Origin of the sequence: Haladaptatus sp. DYSN1 (assembly GCF_029489995.1) — an archaeon.
Taxonomy (GTDB): domain Archaea; phylum Halobacteriota; class Halobacteria; order Halobacteriales; family Halococcaceae; genus QDMS2.
Window position 1 is genome coordinate 143,400 of the sequence record NZ_CP120471.1, and the last position, 17,991, is coordinate 161,390.

19 protein-coding genes are annotated in these 17,991 nt (G+C 55.6%); 10 read left to right on the forward strand and 9 right to left on the reverse strand.

Going from position 1 to position 17,991, the window contains the following annotated elements; translation table 11 throughout:
• Window positions 1–35: 35 nt before the first annotated feature.
• A complete protein-coding gene (locus P0648_RS16910) occupies window positions 36–380 on the reverse strand; it encodes a hypothetical protein (protein ID WP_277506044.1) in 345 nt (114 codons plus the stop codon).
• A gap of 409 nt (window positions 381–789) precedes the next feature.
• On the opposite strand from P0648_RS16910, the gene P0648_RS16915 reads away from it, so the two are divergent.
• On the forward strand, window positions 790–2,277 hold the full coding sequence (locus P0648_RS16915) for a hypothetical protein (RefSeq protein WP_277506045.1): 1,488 nt from the start codon (window positions 790–792) through the stop codon (window positions 2,275–2,277).
• 1 nt (window position 2,278) lies between these two features.
• Here P0648_RS16915 and P0648_RS16920 read toward each other — a convergent pair whose 3' ends face one another.
• Window positions 2,279–2,455, reverse strand: coding sequence for a hypothetical protein (locus P0648_RS16920; RefSeq protein WP_277506046.1), 177 nt, complete (start codon window positions 2,453–2,455; stop codon window positions 2,279–2,281).
• Window positions 2,456–2,479: 24 nt separating this feature from the next.
• Complete coding sequence (locus P0648_RS16925) at window positions 2,480–3,331, reverse strand: MutH/Sau3AI family endonuclease (RefSeq protein ID WP_277506047.1); 852 nt, start codon at window positions 3,329–3,331, stop codon at window positions 2,480–2,482.
• A gap of 197 nt (window positions 3,332–3,528) precedes the next feature.
• On the opposite strand from P0648_RS16925, the gene dcm reads away from it, so the two are divergent.
• From dcm to P0648_RS16950, 5 genes are all read left to right on the forward strand, one after another.
• Window positions 3,529–4,740, forward strand: coding sequence for a DNA (cytosine-5-)-methyltransferase (gene dcm / locus P0648_RS16930; RefSeq protein ID WP_277506048.1), 1,212 nt, complete (start codon window positions 3,529–3,531; stop codon window positions 4,738–4,740).
• A gap of 92 nt (window positions 4,741–4,832) precedes the next feature.
• The gene (locus P0648_RS16935; protein WP_277506049.1) at window positions 4,833–6,698 is read left to right on the forward strand and encodes a DNA cytosine methyltransferase; all 1,866 of its coding nucleotides are present in this window, start codon (window positions 4,833–4,835) and stop codon (window positions 6,696–6,698) included.
• A gap of 314 nt (window positions 6,699–7,012) precedes the next feature.
• Entirely contained in the window at window positions 7,013–7,516 is a 504-nt protein-coding gene (locus tag P0648_RS16940) for a hypothetical protein (RefSeq protein WP_276275259.1), read from the forward strand.
• Window positions 7,509–8,123, forward strand: a complete 615-nt coding sequence (locus P0648_RS16945; RefSeq protein WP_277506050.1) for a hypothetical protein — start codon at window positions 7,509–7,511, stop codon at window positions 8,121–8,123. Before P0648_RS16940 ends, P0648_RS16945 begins: the two co-directional genes overlap by 8 nt.
• Before the next feature lie 624 nt (window positions 8,124–8,747).
• Window positions 8,748–9,683: a transcription initiation factor IIB family protein gene (locus P0648_RS16950; protein ID WP_277506051.1), complete on the forward strand. Its 936-nt coding sequence runs from the start codon at window positions 8,748–8,750 to the stop codon at window positions 9,681–9,683.
• A gap of 183 nt (window positions 9,684–9,866) precedes the next feature.
• Here P0648_RS16950 and P0648_RS16955 read toward each other — a convergent pair whose 3' ends face one another.
• Window positions 9,867–10,100, reverse strand: coding sequence for a hypothetical protein (locus tag P0648_RS16955; RefSeq protein WP_277506052.1), 234 nt, complete (start codon window positions 10,098–10,100; stop codon window positions 9,867–9,869).
• A complete protein-coding gene (locus P0648_RS16960; protein WP_277506053.1) occupies window positions 10,101–10,700 on the reverse strand; it encodes an endonuclease/exonuclease/phosphatase family protein in 600 nt (199 codons plus the stop codon). It abuts the gene before it with no gap.
• A gap of 164 nt (window positions 10,701–10,864) precedes the next feature.
• Between P0648_RS16960 and P0648_RS16965 the strand changes: the two genes are divergently transcribed.
• A complete protein-coding gene (locus tag P0648_RS16965; protein WP_277506054.1) occupies window positions 10,865–11,272 on the forward strand; it encodes an SWIM zinc finger family protein in 408 nt (135 codons plus the stop codon).
• Window positions 11,273–11,586: 314 nt separating this feature from the next.
• On the opposite strand, the gene P0648_RS16970 is transcribed toward P0648_RS16965, so the two are convergent.
• Window positions 11,587–12,171, reverse strand: a complete 585-nt coding sequence (locus P0648_RS16970; RefSeq protein WP_277506055.1) for a YdeI family protein — start codon at window positions 12,169–12,171, stop codon at window positions 11,587–11,589.
• A gap of 385 nt (window positions 12,172–12,556) precedes the next feature.
• Between P0648_RS16970 and P0648_RS16975 the strand changes: the two genes are divergently transcribed.
• Entirely contained in the window at window positions 12,557–13,069 is a 513-nt protein-coding gene (locus tag P0648_RS16975; RefSeq protein WP_277506056.1) for a winged helix-turn-helix domain-containing protein, read from the forward strand.
• A gap of 136 nt (window positions 13,070–13,205) precedes the next feature.
• Here the strand turns inward: P0648_RS16975 and P0648_RS16980 are convergent, their stop codons facing one another.
• The gene (locus P0648_RS16980) at window positions 13,206–13,775 is read right to left on the reverse strand and encodes a TATA-box-binding protein (RefSeq protein ID WP_276249146.1); all 570 of its coding nucleotides are present in this window, start codon (window positions 13,773–13,775) and stop codon (window positions 13,206–13,208) included.
• Between the two features lie 459 nt (window positions 13,776–14,234).
• Complete coding sequence (locus P0648_RS16985) at window positions 14,235–15,035, reverse strand: winged helix-turn-helix domain-containing protein (RefSeq protein ID WP_277506057.1); 801 nt, start codon at window positions 15,033–15,035, stop codon at window positions 14,235–14,237.
• Between the two features lie 85 nt (window positions 15,036–15,120).
• On the opposite strand from P0648_RS16985, the gene P0648_RS16990 reads away from it, so the two are divergent.
• The gene (locus tag P0648_RS16990) at window positions 15,121–15,945 is read left to right on the forward strand and encodes a hypothetical protein (protein ID WP_277506058.1); all 825 of its coding nucleotides are present in this window, start codon (window positions 15,121–15,123) and stop codon (window positions 15,943–15,945) included.
• A gap of 8 nt (window positions 15,946–15,953) precedes the next feature.
• Window positions 15,954–16,424: a halocyanin domain-containing protein gene (locus tag P0648_RS16995; RefSeq protein ID WP_276249143.1), complete on the forward strand. Its 471-nt coding sequence runs from the start codon at window positions 15,954–15,956 to the stop codon at window positions 16,422–16,424.
• 262 nt (window positions 16,425–16,686) lie between these two features.
• On the opposite strand, the gene P0648_RS17000 is transcribed toward P0648_RS16995, so the two are convergent.
• On the reverse strand, window positions 16,687–17,925 hold the full coding sequence (locus tag P0648_RS17000) for a transposase (protein ID WP_276275394.1): 1,239 nt from the start codon (window positions 17,923–17,925) through the stop codon (window positions 16,687–16,689).
• Between the last annotated feature and the right edge of the window lie 66 nt (window positions 17,926–17,991).

Below are 17,991 nucleotides of genomic sequence, written 5' to 3' on the forward strand. Positions count from 1 at the left end.
TAGGTTTCTAATGCTGTTGTACAGTTGTTTTGTTGCTATTCGCCCCTCGGTTCAACATTCAAATTTGACGGTCCAGCATTCCTATTCAACGCATCGAACGCTTCTCTCGTCTTCTCGTCGAGGTCACCTCCAAACGATGTCTTCGGTTCTGGGTGCTCGCTCCTTGTCGTTGCAAGCACCTTTGCTAACTCGGCGTCCTTCTCTATATTCAGGTCGATACGTCGCCTGATACGAAGTTCGATTTCAGACATATCCAATAGATTCGCGAACTCCATGAGCGTCAGCACCTCGTCGGCTCTATCAGCCAACCCTCGTGTCGGCAGCCCGTCTGGTGTAAGTGGGTTCGCTGGCTCGTCGAGATGTTCGAGCGCGAGCTCCACGAGGCGATTCCGTGTAGAACTCCGCATGTGCGTGTGGCTGGTTTCACCGAAGGCTTTCTCATGACAGCTGTGGACAAGCCATCGATGGTTTCGACGGTCAGTTGAAGTGGACGTCAAAGGTCATCCCATCGCTCCTCGATGATGGGAATACGCTCTTGAGTTGGCGTGAGATACAAAACGCTATCCACCACTCCCGTGGCTAAATCGGTAGCCTCAGCGAGTGCGTGTCGGTCCAGGTGTTCAGCATCCGGACCGGTGAAAAGCAATCGAGATATCTGGATTACTAGTCAATTTCGGAGATAATTCCCATGTAAATTCCCCCCGAAATATACGAATCGAGAACTCACCGATATCGGTTGTTGTTCACTAGTCAGTATTATGTAACGCTAGACACAAGCTCGTTGAAAAGGTGACTATGAAGGGAGTTTTGTTCAATATCAAGTCCGAACTGGAGATGGATATCATCTGGGATGCGATGCGGAATGGCATCTTCGGACCTGTACTAACGGTTCCTGGAACCGAGAATAAACATTTCGAGGGTAGGAAACCCACATTCGAATGGTCAAGTCAGATGGCCGGAACATTCGGAGATCTTGCTGCTATCGAACCTGGAGACAAAGTGTTCTTCTTTAAAGCGAAAACCATCTACGGCGTCGGTGAGGTGCTGGATATTGAAGGAACATCACGGAATCCTCTATTCCTTAACTTCGAAGACGCGTCAACACCGAAACCTACCCAGGTTGACCTCGATTGGCTCAATGTGAATGAGGATGCCCCCGCTGTGGAAGATGCTCAAATATCGTTTGATAATATTTCAGATGGACTGGAGGATTCTCAGACCTCCGATGATGGGGTCAAGTACAATCTACCAGACAGTGACGTACTCGACATCAAGGAAGATGATGCACTGTACAGCGGGTCCGGGTGGACGAACGCTCGAATCGTAGTACCGTTCAGGCCTGCTCCATTATTCTTCGAACAAGGAATAGACATGGATTTCGCGCTATCATCTAATGCAGCAGCACGGTTCTCGTATCTCGAATTCTTCGAAGCGAAGAACTTTAGCTTACTTTCTGAGGACGAAGCATTAGGGCTTCTTGAACTCCTCTTACTGGTCAATAACCCGAATTCCGGTGACGCCCAATCGATAGCACCTGCAAAGAACACTAACGATTTCATCGAATTGCTCAATCAGAAGACCAAGGGAAATTTCTCGATTCATGGATACGTTGCGGACAACGTTAGCGGGTTACGTTCGAACGGTTTCTTCAAGAAAGAGAACTGGGTGCATGCTCTCGCAATCGAGGCCCTACGAACCAACGATTCTACCAATTTACCGGATTGCCTTCAGAACGACCTTCGACGGAACGTGTTCCGAGAGTATCCTGTCTCTCCAGCGAAGCCAACGACGTGGGCGAACCAACTAGACATTCTAACTGAAATCAGCTCGAGAAATTCAGACGATGGCATTCCAACCGCTGGAAATGAGTTCGTCACCGTAGGCTACGAACTAATCGAGGTAAAGAAAGATGAGACCACTACTATCGACGGGCTTTCGAAACAGCTTGGTCAATTATTGAAATACACAGATTACATCGCCAATACTCACGTGAATGGCCACTACGCGGCTCTCGATGCGTATCTTTTGACGGGTGGGTACTCTGATGTAGTTCTTCGTGCATTCGAAAGCCAGCCTACCAGTCCAAAGGACGAAAAAAATTCCGACTCTGAACTTCCACAGATATATCGTGAGTACGTCGTTGAAGCGAACCCTTCAGGTCCGGATGTTGATATTTGGAACGATGTCGTTCTCTTGGAATACGACTGGAATTCAAACACTCGGAGATTCGAGGTTCGAGAACTTGTATCGCAACCCGAAGTTACAGATTTTCAATAATCTAAAATTCAGTTTCAATCGCCTCAAGTATTTCTGAGGCAGTGAATTCAGCAAATCCATTAATATCGATTTCCCTTCGAGCATCGTGTTTGTGATAGGTCCCCTTCTCCAAGTTGCGCTTTTTTACTGTGTTGAGTGGTTCTCGTCCTGCTTTTCTCCTGGCCCAACCTGAACTCATGTAGACAAACGTCCTGAAGTGGGATTATTGAGAGAAGTCGGAGAGACCGGATTGCCCTTGATTATCCCCAGTCAAGAACGTCTCGATCGCCGTTGCATCGGTCGCACGTTCTTTCGACCTGGCCCATAGAGCCTCCTTCTTCACGTACTCAGACCGCCCCTTGGGTACGATTTCAAGATTCGCATCATCAGCAAGCATGCGAAGAAGGAATCGTGATGGAATACGCCAGCTACGGCGTTCCGGCTTCTCCAGATGCGGGTGTCCACTGTTCACGACGTACGAACCTGGCTCTCGGTTCGGGAAGTCGTAGTTGTGCTTTGGACAGGTCTGGAGGATGTCGTTCCCGGCCTTCGTTTCACTCAGGTGTTCGCCCTCGAGAATCTGCTGGCGAATCGTTTCGTACTCAGCCTGAATCTGCTCGTCGAGGTCTTCAGATGGAGACCAGTGTTGCCACCAGACAAAGGGGAATTCACTCCGGTCGCCACCGTCATGATGGAACCAGACGACGAGCAGGTTCAGAAACTTCCTGTCGAGTTTCTTGATATCTCGCCAGTACTCGGTTTCAACGACTTCCGCATAGTCAATCATCCCAACACTCAGCGGTTCCTTCGGGTAAAAATAATCGCCGTACGACGTCTTCAGTGGCTTACACTTGAGCTCGATTCCCTCCTTCCGGAAATCAGGTGCAGGATCATTGTCGTTGGCCATCCCGTAGTAGATTTCTAACAGCTCCCCAAGTTCGCCTTTTACCTTAGTAGCCTCAGCGTCGATGAACCCTTTCTCAACGATGTCACCGAAGTTTTGCCCCAAGAGAGCGTCTGATGCGGCTACTATCTCTTCGTAAGAAGCGTCGCGGCCGATAGGTCCCAGTTCCATGATTACTTCTCCAATTTTCAAGGAGAAATAACTTATCAATATACAGTCATTTAATTCCACTATCAATTAGATTGGAATTATCACCGTCCAGTCATCTCCACTCGATAAAAATTACACCAATCATACATTCTTGAGCGATGCATTCAACGTTGCAAAACTAAACGTTGAAACCCGATGACGTCGCACTTTCAATAAGAATGGGTTTGGAGACCGTCGAGTTATTCGCAGGAGTCGGTGGATTCAGAATCGGACTCGAAAGAGCCGGTCACGAAGTCATCTGGAGCAACCAGTGGGAGCCAAGCATCCAAGCCCAGCACGCATCGGAGTGCTACGTCGCACATTTCGGCGAAGAGAACCATACCAACGTAGACATCAAGCAAATAGACGAATCGAGCGTTCCTGACCACGACTTGCTTGTTGGAGGATTCCCGTGCCAGGATTATTCGGTCGCAACGACAGGTGCCGAAGGTATTAAAGGGGAGAAGGGAGCTCTCTGGTGGGACATCGAACGCATCGCACGTGAGAAACGCCCAAATTACCTGCTCTTAGAGAACGTCAACCGGTTACTTCGCTCGTCTACGGACCAACGAGGACGTGATTTCGGTGTACTCCTCCATTGCCTTCATGACCTCGGGTACACCGTCGAGTGGCGCGTCATCAACGCGGCTGATTACGGCTACGCGACGAAACGCCGCCGTGTGTTCATCTTCGCCGCCCAGGCGAATACCGAGTGGGGGCAGTGGATGACCTCGAAGGTTGAAAAGCCTGATTACCTCACCCAACGAGGCTTCTTTGTCGACGAATTCCCCGTCGAAGATGTTCAGACCCAACTGCCCATCGCTCATCCCCCGAACACGACGCTCGAAGGCGACCCGAAGGAGACGAGCGATGAGTTCGAATTCGATTTCGAGGAAGCTGGTGCGATGGTCGATGGTGGCATCTGGACTCGAGAGGTTACACCTGTTTATCAGGGGGGGAAAGTCCTCCGAGACGTACTGGAAACGGATGGTGTTCCTGAGAAGTACTATCTCGATGAAGAGGAGGTTGAACGGTGGGAGTACGAGAAAGGTGCGAAGGAAATCGAACGGGAAACCGACGATGGGTACACCTACACCTTCAAAGAAGGAGCGATACCGTTCCCAGACCCGCTCAATGAACCTGCACGGACGCTCCTCACGAGTGAAGGTACCACCGCTCCTGGCCGCGTGAAACACGTCGTCGAAGATCCTGCCATCGGCCAACTCCGTATCCTCACGCCTCGTGAGGTCGAACGTATCATGGATTTCCCAGATGACTGGACCGATACCGGGATGCCCGAATCGTGGCGCTACACGTGTATGGGGAACGCACTGGTCGTCGGTCTCGTGGAACAGATGGCCGAACAGCTCACTCGAGATCCGGATAACTGAACGTCAACGAAAGTGTAATTTCTCGCACCTCGGACTGGTGAAATCGGTATCGGATCGAAAGTTCTTAATGCGAAGACGAACGAGAATGGTGTATGAGCGAGAAGCCGACGGCAATCGATTTGTTCTGTGGTGGCGGCGGGTTCAGTGAAGGCCTTCGCCAAGCAGGATTCGAAATCACACACGCCGTCGACATCGATAGCGGTGCGGTCGAGACGCATGAACTGAATCATCCGGACACCGAGACCATCAAGAAAGACATCATGGACCTCGACCCAGAGGACCTACCCGACGACGTCGATGTCCTCTTCGGTTCGCCGCCATGTACCGAATTCTCCTGGGCAAAGAACGGCGGGGGCGGCGATATCGAAGCAGGGATGAAGCTCGTGAAGCGGTTCCTCTACTTCGTCGACGAACTCGACCCTGATTACTGGGTGATGGAGAACGTCCCTCGGCTGAACAACTACCTCCCAGAGACCATCGACTTCGCAGACGTTCCATGGGGTGAGGGAACCCATAGCGTCGATATCACGAAGGTCATCCTCGAGGGTGATGACTATGGAACCCCTCAGCGCCGCAGCCGTCTCTTCTCGGGTGAGTTCCCCGTCCCGGAACCATCGGAAGATTCGGTTCAGTCCTTCGGTGACATCAACCATCACTTCCCGACGCCCGCCACGGGTATCCCCGAAGGAGCGACGGCCACCGACCCGAACTACGATATCGAACTCCCCGCAAAAGAGCTCACAGACCACTTCTACATCAGTCACGTCACGAACCGCGAGGCTGAGGAGATTCGCGTTCGCAAGGAAGACCACTCCTATTACGGCCGGATGAGCTTCCCCGACGACCCCGAGGTTCCATCGAGAACAGTACTCGCGACGAACCGCCGTGTGGCTCGTGAAACCCTCGTGATGGAAGAGGCAGATGAAGATACGCCAGATGGAATCAGCCGATTCCGGAAGCCAACGATTCGTGAAATCGCGAGTATCCAAGGATTCCCTATCACCTATCAGTTCACGGGGAGCTCACAGGCGAAGAAATGGCGACGGGTGGGAGACGCGGTTCCTCCGACCATGGCGTTTCGCGTTGGCTGTGCGATTCGCGAAGCGATGGGACTCGACGTTCCAGAAAAACCAACCATCAATCGCGACACGCCACATCCGGAAACGAATCTGAATGAGAAAAATCCATCCTGGCGCGGCCGTCGTCGACTCTCGATTTCACGCAACTTCCGTCATCACGTCCCGGTCGACAGCAAGCAAAAGTTCCGCGTGGACCTCGAGACAGACAAGGACAGCTCGCCACCGCACCCGTTCGCCGCGCAAATCGACCAGGATTTCACCCATCCGGTCGAGTTCGGTGCCAAGCTCTATCGTGGTTACTCGACGGACGTCGTCTCGACCCAGGTCGACTTTGAGACGGCAGCTGAACTGGTAGAACAGCTCATCGAGACGCAGCCTGAACAGGCGGACACGGTCCATCAGGTGGTCTCTGGATTCCTAACCCGCCTCGGTCCTGTGACCCCAGACGCGACGACGTTACAGGCGATTCGCTCCCGGAGAGCGGACCGTGACGAGCCTCTCGAGTTCACGCTGCTCTCGACCATCTCCTCGTACGACGGCGACGGCATCGTCGACGAAGCGCTCCCGAAGGATGTAGCCGAAGGCATCGACCCACTCACGGTCCCGGACCTGTTCGACGATGCGACGGAACTCCCTGTTAGGGTTCTGCTCAAACTAGTCGGCGCCACCTATCTGGCTGAGAAACTGAATCGGTGTTCGAAGTGGCTGCTCGCGAATCCCGAGGAGGCGTTCATCCCAGAGGATTTCTCGGTAGACCGTTCGGAAATCGAGTTCACAGGCTTGGAATGCCAACGCACATACTGTATCGATTCAGAAATGGAGAGGCTTCTCATCGACTCACAAACAGGCGAGAACGCTGTGTCTGCGAGTACGGACTGATTGATTTCCGGATTATCTAGCGAGTACATCTCATAGTTCTGTTCATTCCTTCAGTTCCTTTGGGTGTCATTTTTCCACATTCTACCAGCGCACGGCTTCACTCAGCTCACTCCACGTTCATCAAAGTCTCGTCGGTATTCTTTAGAGTCGGCACACTCGATAGAGCTGAAACCTACATCTGAACTAACAAATGCCAAAACCACAGGGTTTATATTACCCTGCGGGAAGGCTCTCACGAATAGTTCACCCATCTCCAATATGATTATTCACTACTCTGGCACCACCTGAATTCGATTTTCCTCTCAGATTGTACCATGAAAAGGTACCTAGCACCGCTTATAATCGGTAAGCGGCTCGCAAACAGCAGTGGTGAACTGTCTGAAAAAGACATCGTACTCCTCCGGAGACTCTACGATGGGATGTCGGATGAGGAACTCCTTGGCGAGGCCGCCATCGAGTTCTCTGATGACATCTCAATGAAGGGAATAAGAGACGTGAAGCAATTGTTCGAGAAGGTACTCGGTATATCGTACTGGGAATCGATGCGGCGGACCGACCTGGAGACTGAGCCGAAGCGTTTCGGGGAGAAGAATTGTGATGTGGCGCTTGCTACGTTCACTGACACGTCGACGTTCGCAGACGTCAAGCGACTGATGTGGTTCCTCGCAAACCAGTACGCAGTACACGACTCGATTGACTCGGGATTGATACAACAGTTCGACGACCTCGAAGCGGCTGTCAGCCAAACTGCAGACCTCGCGCCACTGAGCCGAGGTAAAGCTGAAAAACGCATCTGGGCGGTGTTGATGGATGAGTAAGTTACAGGGGCCACCGACCGTGAACTGGAGGGGACTCAACGGCGGCGAGAAGGATGTCCTCGCGAAGTTCATGTTCGAGGGGCCACTCGACATCACTGCTCTCGAGTTCGTTCACTGTCAGGTCCCACTCGGCATCCAGCGTGTCGACGACGCCTACCGCGTCCAAGACGGGAAACCGACCGGGTACAATGAGAAGTTCGCGCGGTCGTACGCGGAGTTGTTCCGCGAGAATGGCGCTCCGTGCGGGTTCTGGAAGTCAGGAGAAATCTCTGACATAGGGGGGTTCCTCTTGCAGTCCTACACGCGGTCTATCGACGCCATTGCGGTCGGTCCAGCTGAGGTACACCTACTCGAGATAAAAACATCTGGTGAGAAAATCGAGAGTTCGAGCGATGTCGATAAACCACTGGGCCAGATTGTGTCCTACACCAACCTCTTCAAGGAGGATTATCCGGATGTTTTCCGGAATCGGGCGCTCAAGCGCTGGGTCATCACGATGGAGTCAAAGGTCGATATGACGCTCGTTCGCCCAATTCTCGCCGAGTTCGACGTTGGCTTCTTCGACTGCACTCGACCTGACTGCACCATCATTCCAGAGCGAGTATAAGCCGGTCCGTGGGATAGACGGTGATTCGAATTCCGGAATCCCACCTTCCAAGGTCTGTTAATCGGAGATTGCCAGCACAATTTGGAGTGGTGTTGATACGAATAATCCAGACCTACTGGTCAGCCTCCTTTCAGGTCAGAGCATTCACAAATCCGGTGATGGCGCCGTGTGCCAGGCCATCTTCCCCACCCAACACAGTGGTGCCCGTGAGCTGAGTCGGAACACGTGTGCGGCGTTGAACCACGAATATGGGCTCGATGGCGACTGACAGTACCTGTGTGGGAATACACTGAGCGAGCAGCATCCCAAGCTCATGCAATGCGCAGGTACTCACTTGAACATGAGTGAGGCTATCGCGGAAACGACCGAGAAGTGGGGACTCGCTGGAGGACCAAATCGAGTGGCAGAAATTCACAGTGAAGCATCTCATGGACTAGATGGGCCACGAACTCGGGAACTTCCCCGTGTGAAGCATGGTCAGGTTTACCCCAGCGATTTCCGTTCGTATAAGAACCGCCCATTGCTCATCCAGATTCAATCTACTGACTCCCTGAATCTACTTCCCTGACCGCCAGTTTATGCGCCCCTGAGGGGCGAGGGGCTTCCTGTCCCTCGTGACTTCGAATGGCGACGAGAGACATCTACGAAACGGCGTTCGACGAAGACGTACAGACTTCCCAAAATACCTGCCCCGAATGCGACGGCAAAGTGTCCACGAACAGCCATGAGACGGTATGCGACGACTGTGGTCTCATCCTTTCAGACCAAGCTATCGACCCCGGTCCGGAGTGGCGGTCATTCCCCGAAGACCAAACGAATCCCGAACGGACAGGAACACCACTCACTCCCTCGCTCCACGACCAGGGACTATCGACGACCATTGGAATGCACCACGACGGAAAAGGGCGCGCCCTTTCACCGAAAAAACACCGCCAACTCAGACGCCTGCGTCGAGAACAGGGCCGTGCACTGCGTTCGACGACGCGGGAACGCAATCAGATGCGCGGGTTCTACGAGATTCGACGCATCGTGAGTGCTCTTGACCTCGGGCGGAGTATCCGTGACCAGACGTGTGCCCTCTTCACCACGGCTCAGAACGAAGACCTGCTCCAAGGACGCTCACTGGAAGCCATCGCTGCTGGGTGTGTCTACGCGGTCTGTCGCTGCAATTCCCTCCCCCGATCCATCGAAGAAATCGCTCGATTCGCCAAGTGTGACGAGGATTCGGTCCGCAACGCATTCGGCGTACTCAACACGGAACTGGGCTTGCCCACACCTCCTCCCACACCGCGGCAGTTTATCCCCCAACTCGCCTCGGCGTTCTGCCTCTCTCCAGAGGTGAGACATCGCGCAGTCGAGCTCGCTGAACAGGCACGAAAACAGGGCATCGACAACGGCTGTAATCCCGCTGGGGTGGCTGCAGCGTGTCTCGAACTGGCGAGCAATGATATTGGAGAGCACGTCCTCCAATGTGAGTTAGCTGCAGAGGCTAACGTCTCCACGGCAACGCTCAGAAAGCATCGCGACGCGCTCGCCGAAAAACTGGTGGAGATACAGTGAGATGTTCCGCCCACTTCAGTGGATTTTCAGAATGGAGAACCCACCCAAAGTCGTTTATGTGTGTCGGCGATGTGGGACGTCGGTCGAAGACCGTACTGCTGTGTGTCCAGACTGTGAGCAGAGTTCGATTGCGATGTTCAAACTCTTGTAACATTTCGTTGTTCGATTGTTACTGACACAACGTTAGATTTCGATTTCTGCGACGATTGGCGCGTGGTCGCTGTAGTCGTATCCTTCGGACAGATACCGACAGTCGTTGAGCCCGAATTCCTCAGAGATAAACAGATGGTCGAACCGCTTCGTTCGATCCCAGCTCAGGTCCACCTGGTCGATGTCTCCATATCCATGCACGGCGCGAAACGCGTCGATGAGTCCGATGTGACCAACGCCCTTGAGCAGATCGAGCTCTGCACTCACCTACCGATTCCGTATCTCTGCTTCTTTCTCGTACCCAAAAGGGATGGCTTGCCCATCTGCGAGTACTGTGTTTGGGGCGTTGAAATCCCCGGCCAGAATTCGTGGCTTTTCGCCCGTCGTGGTCATCCACTCGTAGACTTGTTCGAGAATGATGATCTTCTCGACACCCCAACTACTCCCGGGGACGGCTCTGATGTTCAAAACTTCAATCGTCGCCTGTGGGAGTTCGATATCGGTGATGAGGATTTTCTCAGGGAACGCTGTGTCAAGTGTGTCCAGCTCAACGGGTGTGCCAGTCGAATCACGGTCGAATCTGTTCTCGGAGAGACGCCAGTCCTCGCGAACAGCCGTGACATGGCCATTGCTGTTGTCGAGGTCACGAGCCCACTCGATGGTGTCAGTGAGCGCAGTGTATCCCAACGTTTCAAGCAATAACTCGTGCCAGAGATCTCGCTGGTTCAGATTCACTTCCTGGAGGAGGAGGATGTCTGGGAGCTGTTCGAGTGAGGCGAGCCACTCGACTTTTGCGTTGACAGCGGCGGATGACCCGGCAGGAGGGAATGTCCCGTCAACATTCCACGACATGACACGAATTGACATGCGAATTGTACAGGGTGAGCTACTATACAACTTTGGCAACCGGGAGGGATTGGTGTGGATGGTTGGTAGAACTTTGAACATCGTGTTTTCGGGGGTTTCGCACGCCAGTTTATTGGCCCCCGAAGGGGCGCGGGGCCACTCACAACTGGCCTCGCTGTATCCCCATGTCAGAACACATCCTGCAGCGATTACAGTACACGAACCGCTCACTGAAACGCGCCCAGTACGAAGCCTTCGAGTTCTCACTCACCGACCGAGGTATTCTCGTCAGAAACGGCAGTTACGCCGACCCAGAAAATCACGAATATCTCGTGTCGGTCAGGAACGGCGTTCCCACACACTGCGAATGCCCTGCTAATATCCACTTCGAAGGTGCGTGCAAACATCGGCTCGCCGTGGCAATTCGCGCACCAATCTTGCAAGCCGCACAGAAGGTCGAACGCGTCGTGACCGATGGTGGTGTCGCATCTGCGGAGCCCCCAGAGGCGGACGAGCCCGCCTGTGAAGAATGCTTTCCCGGGTTCACCTGCTGGGAGTGTTACCTCGCGGAGAAAACAGCGTCAGTCGAATGACTGGAACACACAGAAATCCAAATTGCTACGAAAGCGGTCGACCTGCAAGAAGAACTTGCGGAGTGTACCTCCACGGACGAGGTTGAATCACCGACCGCGCTTCGCACATCTATTGCAAGTGGTTGCTTCACGCCGCAGAGGCGCACGAGCGGCTCGAAGCTGTCTCGGAGTGGGAGTACGCCCGGTATCGGCTGTCGATCGTTCGTGATGCGCTCGACCATTACGATACGTATAGTTCGTCGCGTCCAGCGTCGGCATGACCGGCGGTCGTTCAGGCAGTGGGTCTGGGGCGGACCGTTCCTGAAAAGGACTCATCACAGCCGCCGCCTGTTGTTCTCGTCGTATGCTCTGAGGTCCTGCGCCGCAAGTTCGACCGTCCGTTTGATGCGCTTTTGCCTGGTTTCGTCCGTCTTAGCCTCCTCGACGGCCGCGATGAACGCGTGCTGGTCAGTGTTCGAGAAGTTCTGAAAATTCTCCCAGGCGGTCTCATTCTCACGCAGCGCCGCCTCCAGTTCGGCCGGGGTTTCGTGGTCGTCGGCGAGCCGATAAGCAGCCGCCCACTCGCCCGACTTCTTTGCTGCTTCGACGAGTTCCATTCCGGTCGAGGTCATCTTCCCCGCCTCAATCATCGCTTCGACCCGCTCCGTGTTCGCCTTCGACCACTTACTGTCGGGGTTCCTGGGTGTGAATCGACGGGTGTACGTCTCGTCGTCGATGCCCTTGACCAGGCCGTCGATCCACCCGAAACAGAGCGCTTCCTCGACCGATTCGCCGTACTCGATACCGGACCGCTCGGCGTCGACCTTGTAGTAGCCGACCCACAGCTCCGTGGCTGTGTCGTGGTGCTCTTCGAGCCAGGCGCGGAACTCGTTGCGAGAGGCGAAGAAAATTGGGTCCATCGTTCAAGATGGACATCGCCCGTCTACAATCATAGACTGTTCGCCTGAGCGAATTCATCTCCCAGCTCGCGTCAGGTTTCGATGTTTCAGACGCTATTCGACAGCGAGCTTGAAGGTTGGCTGAACAGTCAGAATCGACAGGAGTAACGTCCAGTGTCCGGACATCCGGCTTCGCAGCGGCTTGCATATACAAGGCGGGTCGCGAAGAGGGAGATGGTTGACGCAGACGGAGAACGCGAGGGTGACGGGTCACTGCAACGACCATCCAGTCGCATCGAGATACCTTAGAGGAGCAGGGAGCCTGACAACGCTTCTGGACAAGCGTCTCTGAGAAAGGAATAGTTTTCTCAAGAAAGTATATTTTCTGGAGCGCGTAGCACCCAGTATGACTGAACCGTGGGATGACGTCAACGAGCAGGTCAAAGCGGGCTGGAAAGCCGACACCACACCATTCGAGCGGGTGTACGAAATCATCGAACAGACCCACGACGGGCAGTCCGCAGCCAACATTGCTGACCGAGCGCTCGTGAGCGAGCCAACGGCACGCCGACACTGCAAGGCGCTCGTGAACACCGGGTTCGCCGAGACAGCGCAGGACGGGCAAACGACGCTGTACAAACGAAACAGCGACCGGATTTTGATGTCTCGGATCCACGAGCTTCGTAACGAAACGACGCGGACAGAGCTGCTTGACAGCATCAGAGAAATGAAGGCCGAGATTCGGCGCTATGAGGACCGCTACGACGTAGTCTCACCCGAGGAACTCGCCCAGCACCTCGACGCCGACGAGTCGAAGGGTTGGGACGACCTGACCGCGTGGCGCACGACGCGGCAGAATCTCGCCGTCGCCCACGCAACACTCGCCTACGATGAAGCCAGCCATCAGCTCGCGGCATGAGCGACCACAACTGGTCGGGGAAACCACACCCGCAGGAAAGTCTCAACGAAGTGTGCACGGACCCTCACGGTGGCTCCGTGGACCGGTCGGCGAATCCCCAACAGAGGACTCCTCGCGCTGTAGCGCGGGGAGGCTGTCACGCCGGGGCGGGAGCCATACCGATCTCGGTGAGTCGCTCGACAATCTCCGTCACCGCTCGTTTCGCGTCGTCCGGTGTCTTCCCGCCCGTGATGACGAGTTTGCCGCTGCCGAAGAGCAACGCAACGACCTTGGGGTCGTCGATGCGGTAGACGAGGCCGGGGAACTGCTCGGGTTCGTATTCGATGTGTTCGAGCCCGAATCCGATGGCGATGGCATTCAGATTAAGGTTGACACCGAGATCCGCAGAGGCAACGATGTTTTGGACGATGACCTCGGGGTCGTCGTCGACGGCGACGCCGAGCGTGCGGAGTTCGTCGAAGACCCGCTGGCAGGCGGCGTGGACGCCGTCGACCGATTTCGCGCCTGTACACACGATTTTACCGGAGCGGAAGATGAGCGTCGCGGCTTTGGGGTTTTGGAGGCGGTAGACGACACCGGGGAAGTTTTCGGGGTTGTAATCGGCTCCCTGGAGATCCTTCGCGAGTTGTTCGAGTTCGAGTTCGGTCCCGATGCCGGTCGATGCGACGACGTTCTCAATCTTGATGGTCTCGGTGGGGTCTCCCATTACGTCAGTAGCTTGTGCTATGAAGACGCACATACCTGTGGGTAGGGGAGAATCCGGTGGTGAAAGAGCGTATGACTCCCTCGGGAGAGCTACCGACACGTGACGTGTTGGTCCGGGGAGCGTGCTGAAATGAGAGCGCGAGTCGGTCACCAACCACACCGGGATCGGGAGAGCGAACGGCCCTTTCAATGTCATCTACCACTTGAGTGCGGAGGCGGAAAAGGGCCCCCAATAGCGGACACAGACGGTATGATCCGGTTCCGCTCGTCTGACCGCTTGAACAGGGTATCCCTCCCGGAAGCAGAGAAAGCGTCTAATGGCACCGAGATCTCCAGAGCGGATGGTCACGGAGATGGATGACGTATTCTACAGAAGGAACAAGGCGAGTGCCTCGGGGCTTGTCCCCGAGGTACTTCACCGGCTTCCACACATTCGGTGGAGCGAGTGGACGAAGGTGACCTACTCTGGAAGGGCTGCCGGAGTTATCAGGGTGGCCTGTTCCTGGTAGCCATCCATCTGCGCTTCGACCCACGAACGGATGGTCTCGTTCTCAGTTTCAATGAGTGCATACTCGCGCATCTGTTCGTCGTACGGGAAGATGACGGCGATCTCGTCGAACAGTGCAAACCCGATTGGAACCTCGCCATCGTAGCGATAAATGGTCATCTTCCCTGATTCAAGCAGCTCGCGGGCTATCTCAGCGGCCCCGGGCTGTGAAATGATCGCGTCGAAGGCAGCCGCCGATACAATCGCCTCTTGGGTCTGTCCGCCTTCGATGACGAGCTCGCGCGTTTTCGGGAGCAGGTCGGGATAGAAATTTGCTGTTAGAGAGCGGGCGTGCGACGCCTCCATCGCGAGCGTTTCCGCACGTCGGGCGTGGGCGAAAATGTCGGGCGGTTGTGGAGCCGTAATTCGCGCATCGCCGAACATTCGAACGTCGAAGTCCATCTCGTCAAGCGGAAGGATCGTTTCGAGTTCTGCTAACATCTGTATCGTTTCAACGGTATCCAATAACACGCCGAATTCGTCTGCCAACAGTGACCCGAGCCGAGTGAGATGATAGCGTCTTTCTCTTTTTTTGATCCAACGACGATCCTCGAAGTCCTCAAGAATTCGTCCGAGGGTCGGTTGGGAGACACCGGTCAATTCGTGCAACTCTCCCCGTGTGTAGGGTTCGACAGTCAATGCTTCCAGTACCGTCACTCGGTTCTCCGAGCTGGCTAAAAATTCGACATCGTCAAGTGGTGTGTTCGAAACCATGAATTCCTCGGCGAACAGTTACTGCGTCGCTCTCCTCTACATACACCGGCCACACCTATTAGGCTTCAGCCAGGTTCTATCGCTCATGCGGACAGTACTCGACGACGTGGGCTTCCGCTCGCCGACAAATCGTCGGGGACGAGTGCTTGCTCTCCTGGCGGACGGTGACCTAACCCGGAGCGAGATTCGGGCGACGACCGACATCCCGCAGCCGACGCTGGGCCGAATCCTCGATGACGGTATCAAGCGGGACTGGGCAACGACGGAGGGACAAACGTACCGGTTGTTGCCGTTCAGCAAAGTTCGCGCCAAGAAGGTCTGTGACCGCTTGACCATCGTTGAATCGATGCAGAATCTCGACGTTCACGGTCGCCAATCTCGGACGCTGACGCCGAGAATTTCATTACGTGACGAGTACTCACGGCTCGAAAACCTGTCATCGAGAGTGATGATATGGCGAGCGGTCGCACTAGTAGTCATGGCAACACACAACCGTTTCATCACCCGAACCGTCCTCGCCTCCTGCGAGGAGCCCATGACCCGCCTGCACTGGGTCGCCGCCGGGCTCGCCGTGACGACGGGGCTCGTCCACCTGTACCTCTACTGGGTGCAGGGGTTCGTCCCGTTCTTGCTCGCCAGCCTCGGCTTCCTCGGCATCGTCGCGGTCCTCGTGGTGGGCGTGAACCGCCGCTTGCTCTACGCGGGTAGCGTCCCGTTCACCACCGTCCAGATTGCCGTCTGGGTCGTCCAGGGCATGCCCGAGTTCGCCCTCGGCGTCGCTGACAAGACCGTCCAGGTCGCGCTCATCGTCGTGCTCGCGTACCTGTTCGTGACCGAGCGCCGGGCGAAGCGCGCGCGCACCACCGACACGTCGACCACTCCCGTCGCGCCCGTCGCGACGGGCCGGTAGGTGAGAACATGCACCTGACCCGCCGGACCTACCTGCAGGGGATGGGCGCGCTCGCGCTCGTCGGGGCTACGGGCCTCGCCGGGTGTGGCGACGCCGACGCACAGACCGGGCCGTTCCTCGCGAGCGAGCCGGCCTACGACGGCTGGTTCGCCGACGTGGACTCCTACAAGGCGACCTACGACCGCCGCGGCGAGCCCGCGGTGACGGTGACCGTCGGCGCGAAGGATACGATGGGCTATTTCGAGTTCGCCCCCGTCGCCGTGGCGGTTTCGCCCGGCACGACCGTCACATGGGAGTGGTCGGGCAAGGGCGGTGCCCACGACGTGGTCGAGCTGGAGGGCGCGTTCAAGTCACCCTACACCGACCACGCCGAGACGACGTTCGCCCACACCTTCGACGCTCCAGGCGTCTACAAGTACTACTGCACGCCGCACCGCGGCATGGGGATGAAGGGTGCGATCGTGGTCATGGAGCAATGAGCACGTTACAGATTCTCAGAAATTTCTGGGAGCGACCCGCAAAGGAATCTAAGTGAGGAGCGATTTGAGAGGAGGAGAGTCGAACAGGGTGTGCTCTTCTGTCCGACTCTTCGATTAACAGTCCTGCTGCATACACCCGCTGAGTCGGTCACACCATCCTGATAGCATTTGAGTGAAGGTCACCGAAGCCACACAGTTCAGTCGACACCAGGAGTAAGCTACCACGCCCTGAAGGGCGTGGCATTCAGCGTGGACTCCCGTTCTAACCGCTGAGAGCGGTAGGCGAATACTCGCCGTTCACGTTCAACGTCCCGCTGTTCAAGCGCACGCCTACGGGTGCGCCTCCGCGTCCAGACTTTTGCTGGTCGCGGAGATACTTCAAGCCAATATTCTTCGCGGCGTTGTAGTCCGCGTGAACATCGTATCCGCACTTCAGACACCCGAACTCATCCTGCCCGTTGTTATGGGGGCGATTATCTTCGTGGGTGAACCCACACTTTGAGCACCGCTGGCTCGTGTACGCCGGATTAATCTGCTTCACTACAAGCCCCTCAGACTCGGCCTTGTACGTGACGTACTCGAACAACCGATGGAACGCCCACTTGTGAACCGCCTTCGCGTGCGGGAGGCGTTCGCGGATGCCTTTGAGTTGCTCGAACACGATATGTGTGCAGTCAGTTTCGAGAGCTTCCTCGACGAGTTCGTTTGAGATGGTGTGAAGCATCTGCTCGAAGCGACCGGTTTGCTTGCGACCAACTCGTTGAACGTTGATGTGCGCCCACCGAGTCCCAGTCTGTTGCAGGTCGCCACGCCGATGTTCGTATTCTCGATGCCAGTGGTTGAGTTCGCCGCCGCTCCAGAATCTCCCGGTTGAGGTGGTTGCGATGTTTGTGATGCCGAGGTCAACACCAAGGACGGAGACGTGCTTGGCATCGCCTTGCTCGGCCTCATTGTTCTCCACGGCGGGCTTTGTCCGCACGTGAAGGTAGAAGCAGTCCTCAACTGTGTCGTAGTGGAGTGTGGCTCCTTTCACGTCGTAGTCGTCGTTGAACAGGTACGCCGAGTGCGGTGTGTCTCGCTGTTCATCGGGGAGGACGAACTCTGCGGTCACTCGACCGTCTATAGTGGCGAGTGTGGCGTGGTTGTCGTTGACGGTGGCGGTTCGGGCGTCGTAGCTGGAGAACCGTGACGTGAAGTGTGGTTTCGAGGCTTTCTTGCCTTGCTTCCATCGTTCGACACAGCCTTTGACGGCTTCTGCGGCGCGGTTTCGTGCGGCTTGCACGAGGTTCGCCGGGAGTGGCGAGTCGTCTCGAACGTCGTAGTAGGTGAGGTCGTGGAGTTTTTGTTTTCTGGTGATTTTCCAGTCTGGTTCCCACGCTACGTCTACGACGTAGTTGGCGGCGTCGAGGAAGTGGTCGGTTGTCTGGTGGAGAAGGTCAGCCGCACTCTCGTCCACATCGAGTTTGATGGGCACGGTTCGAGTGCTTGAGTCTTCCACTATATATACTTCATATGAAGTAGCGTGTATTTATAATAATTCGGGTTGGAGTGGGGGAGTCGGCCTGCT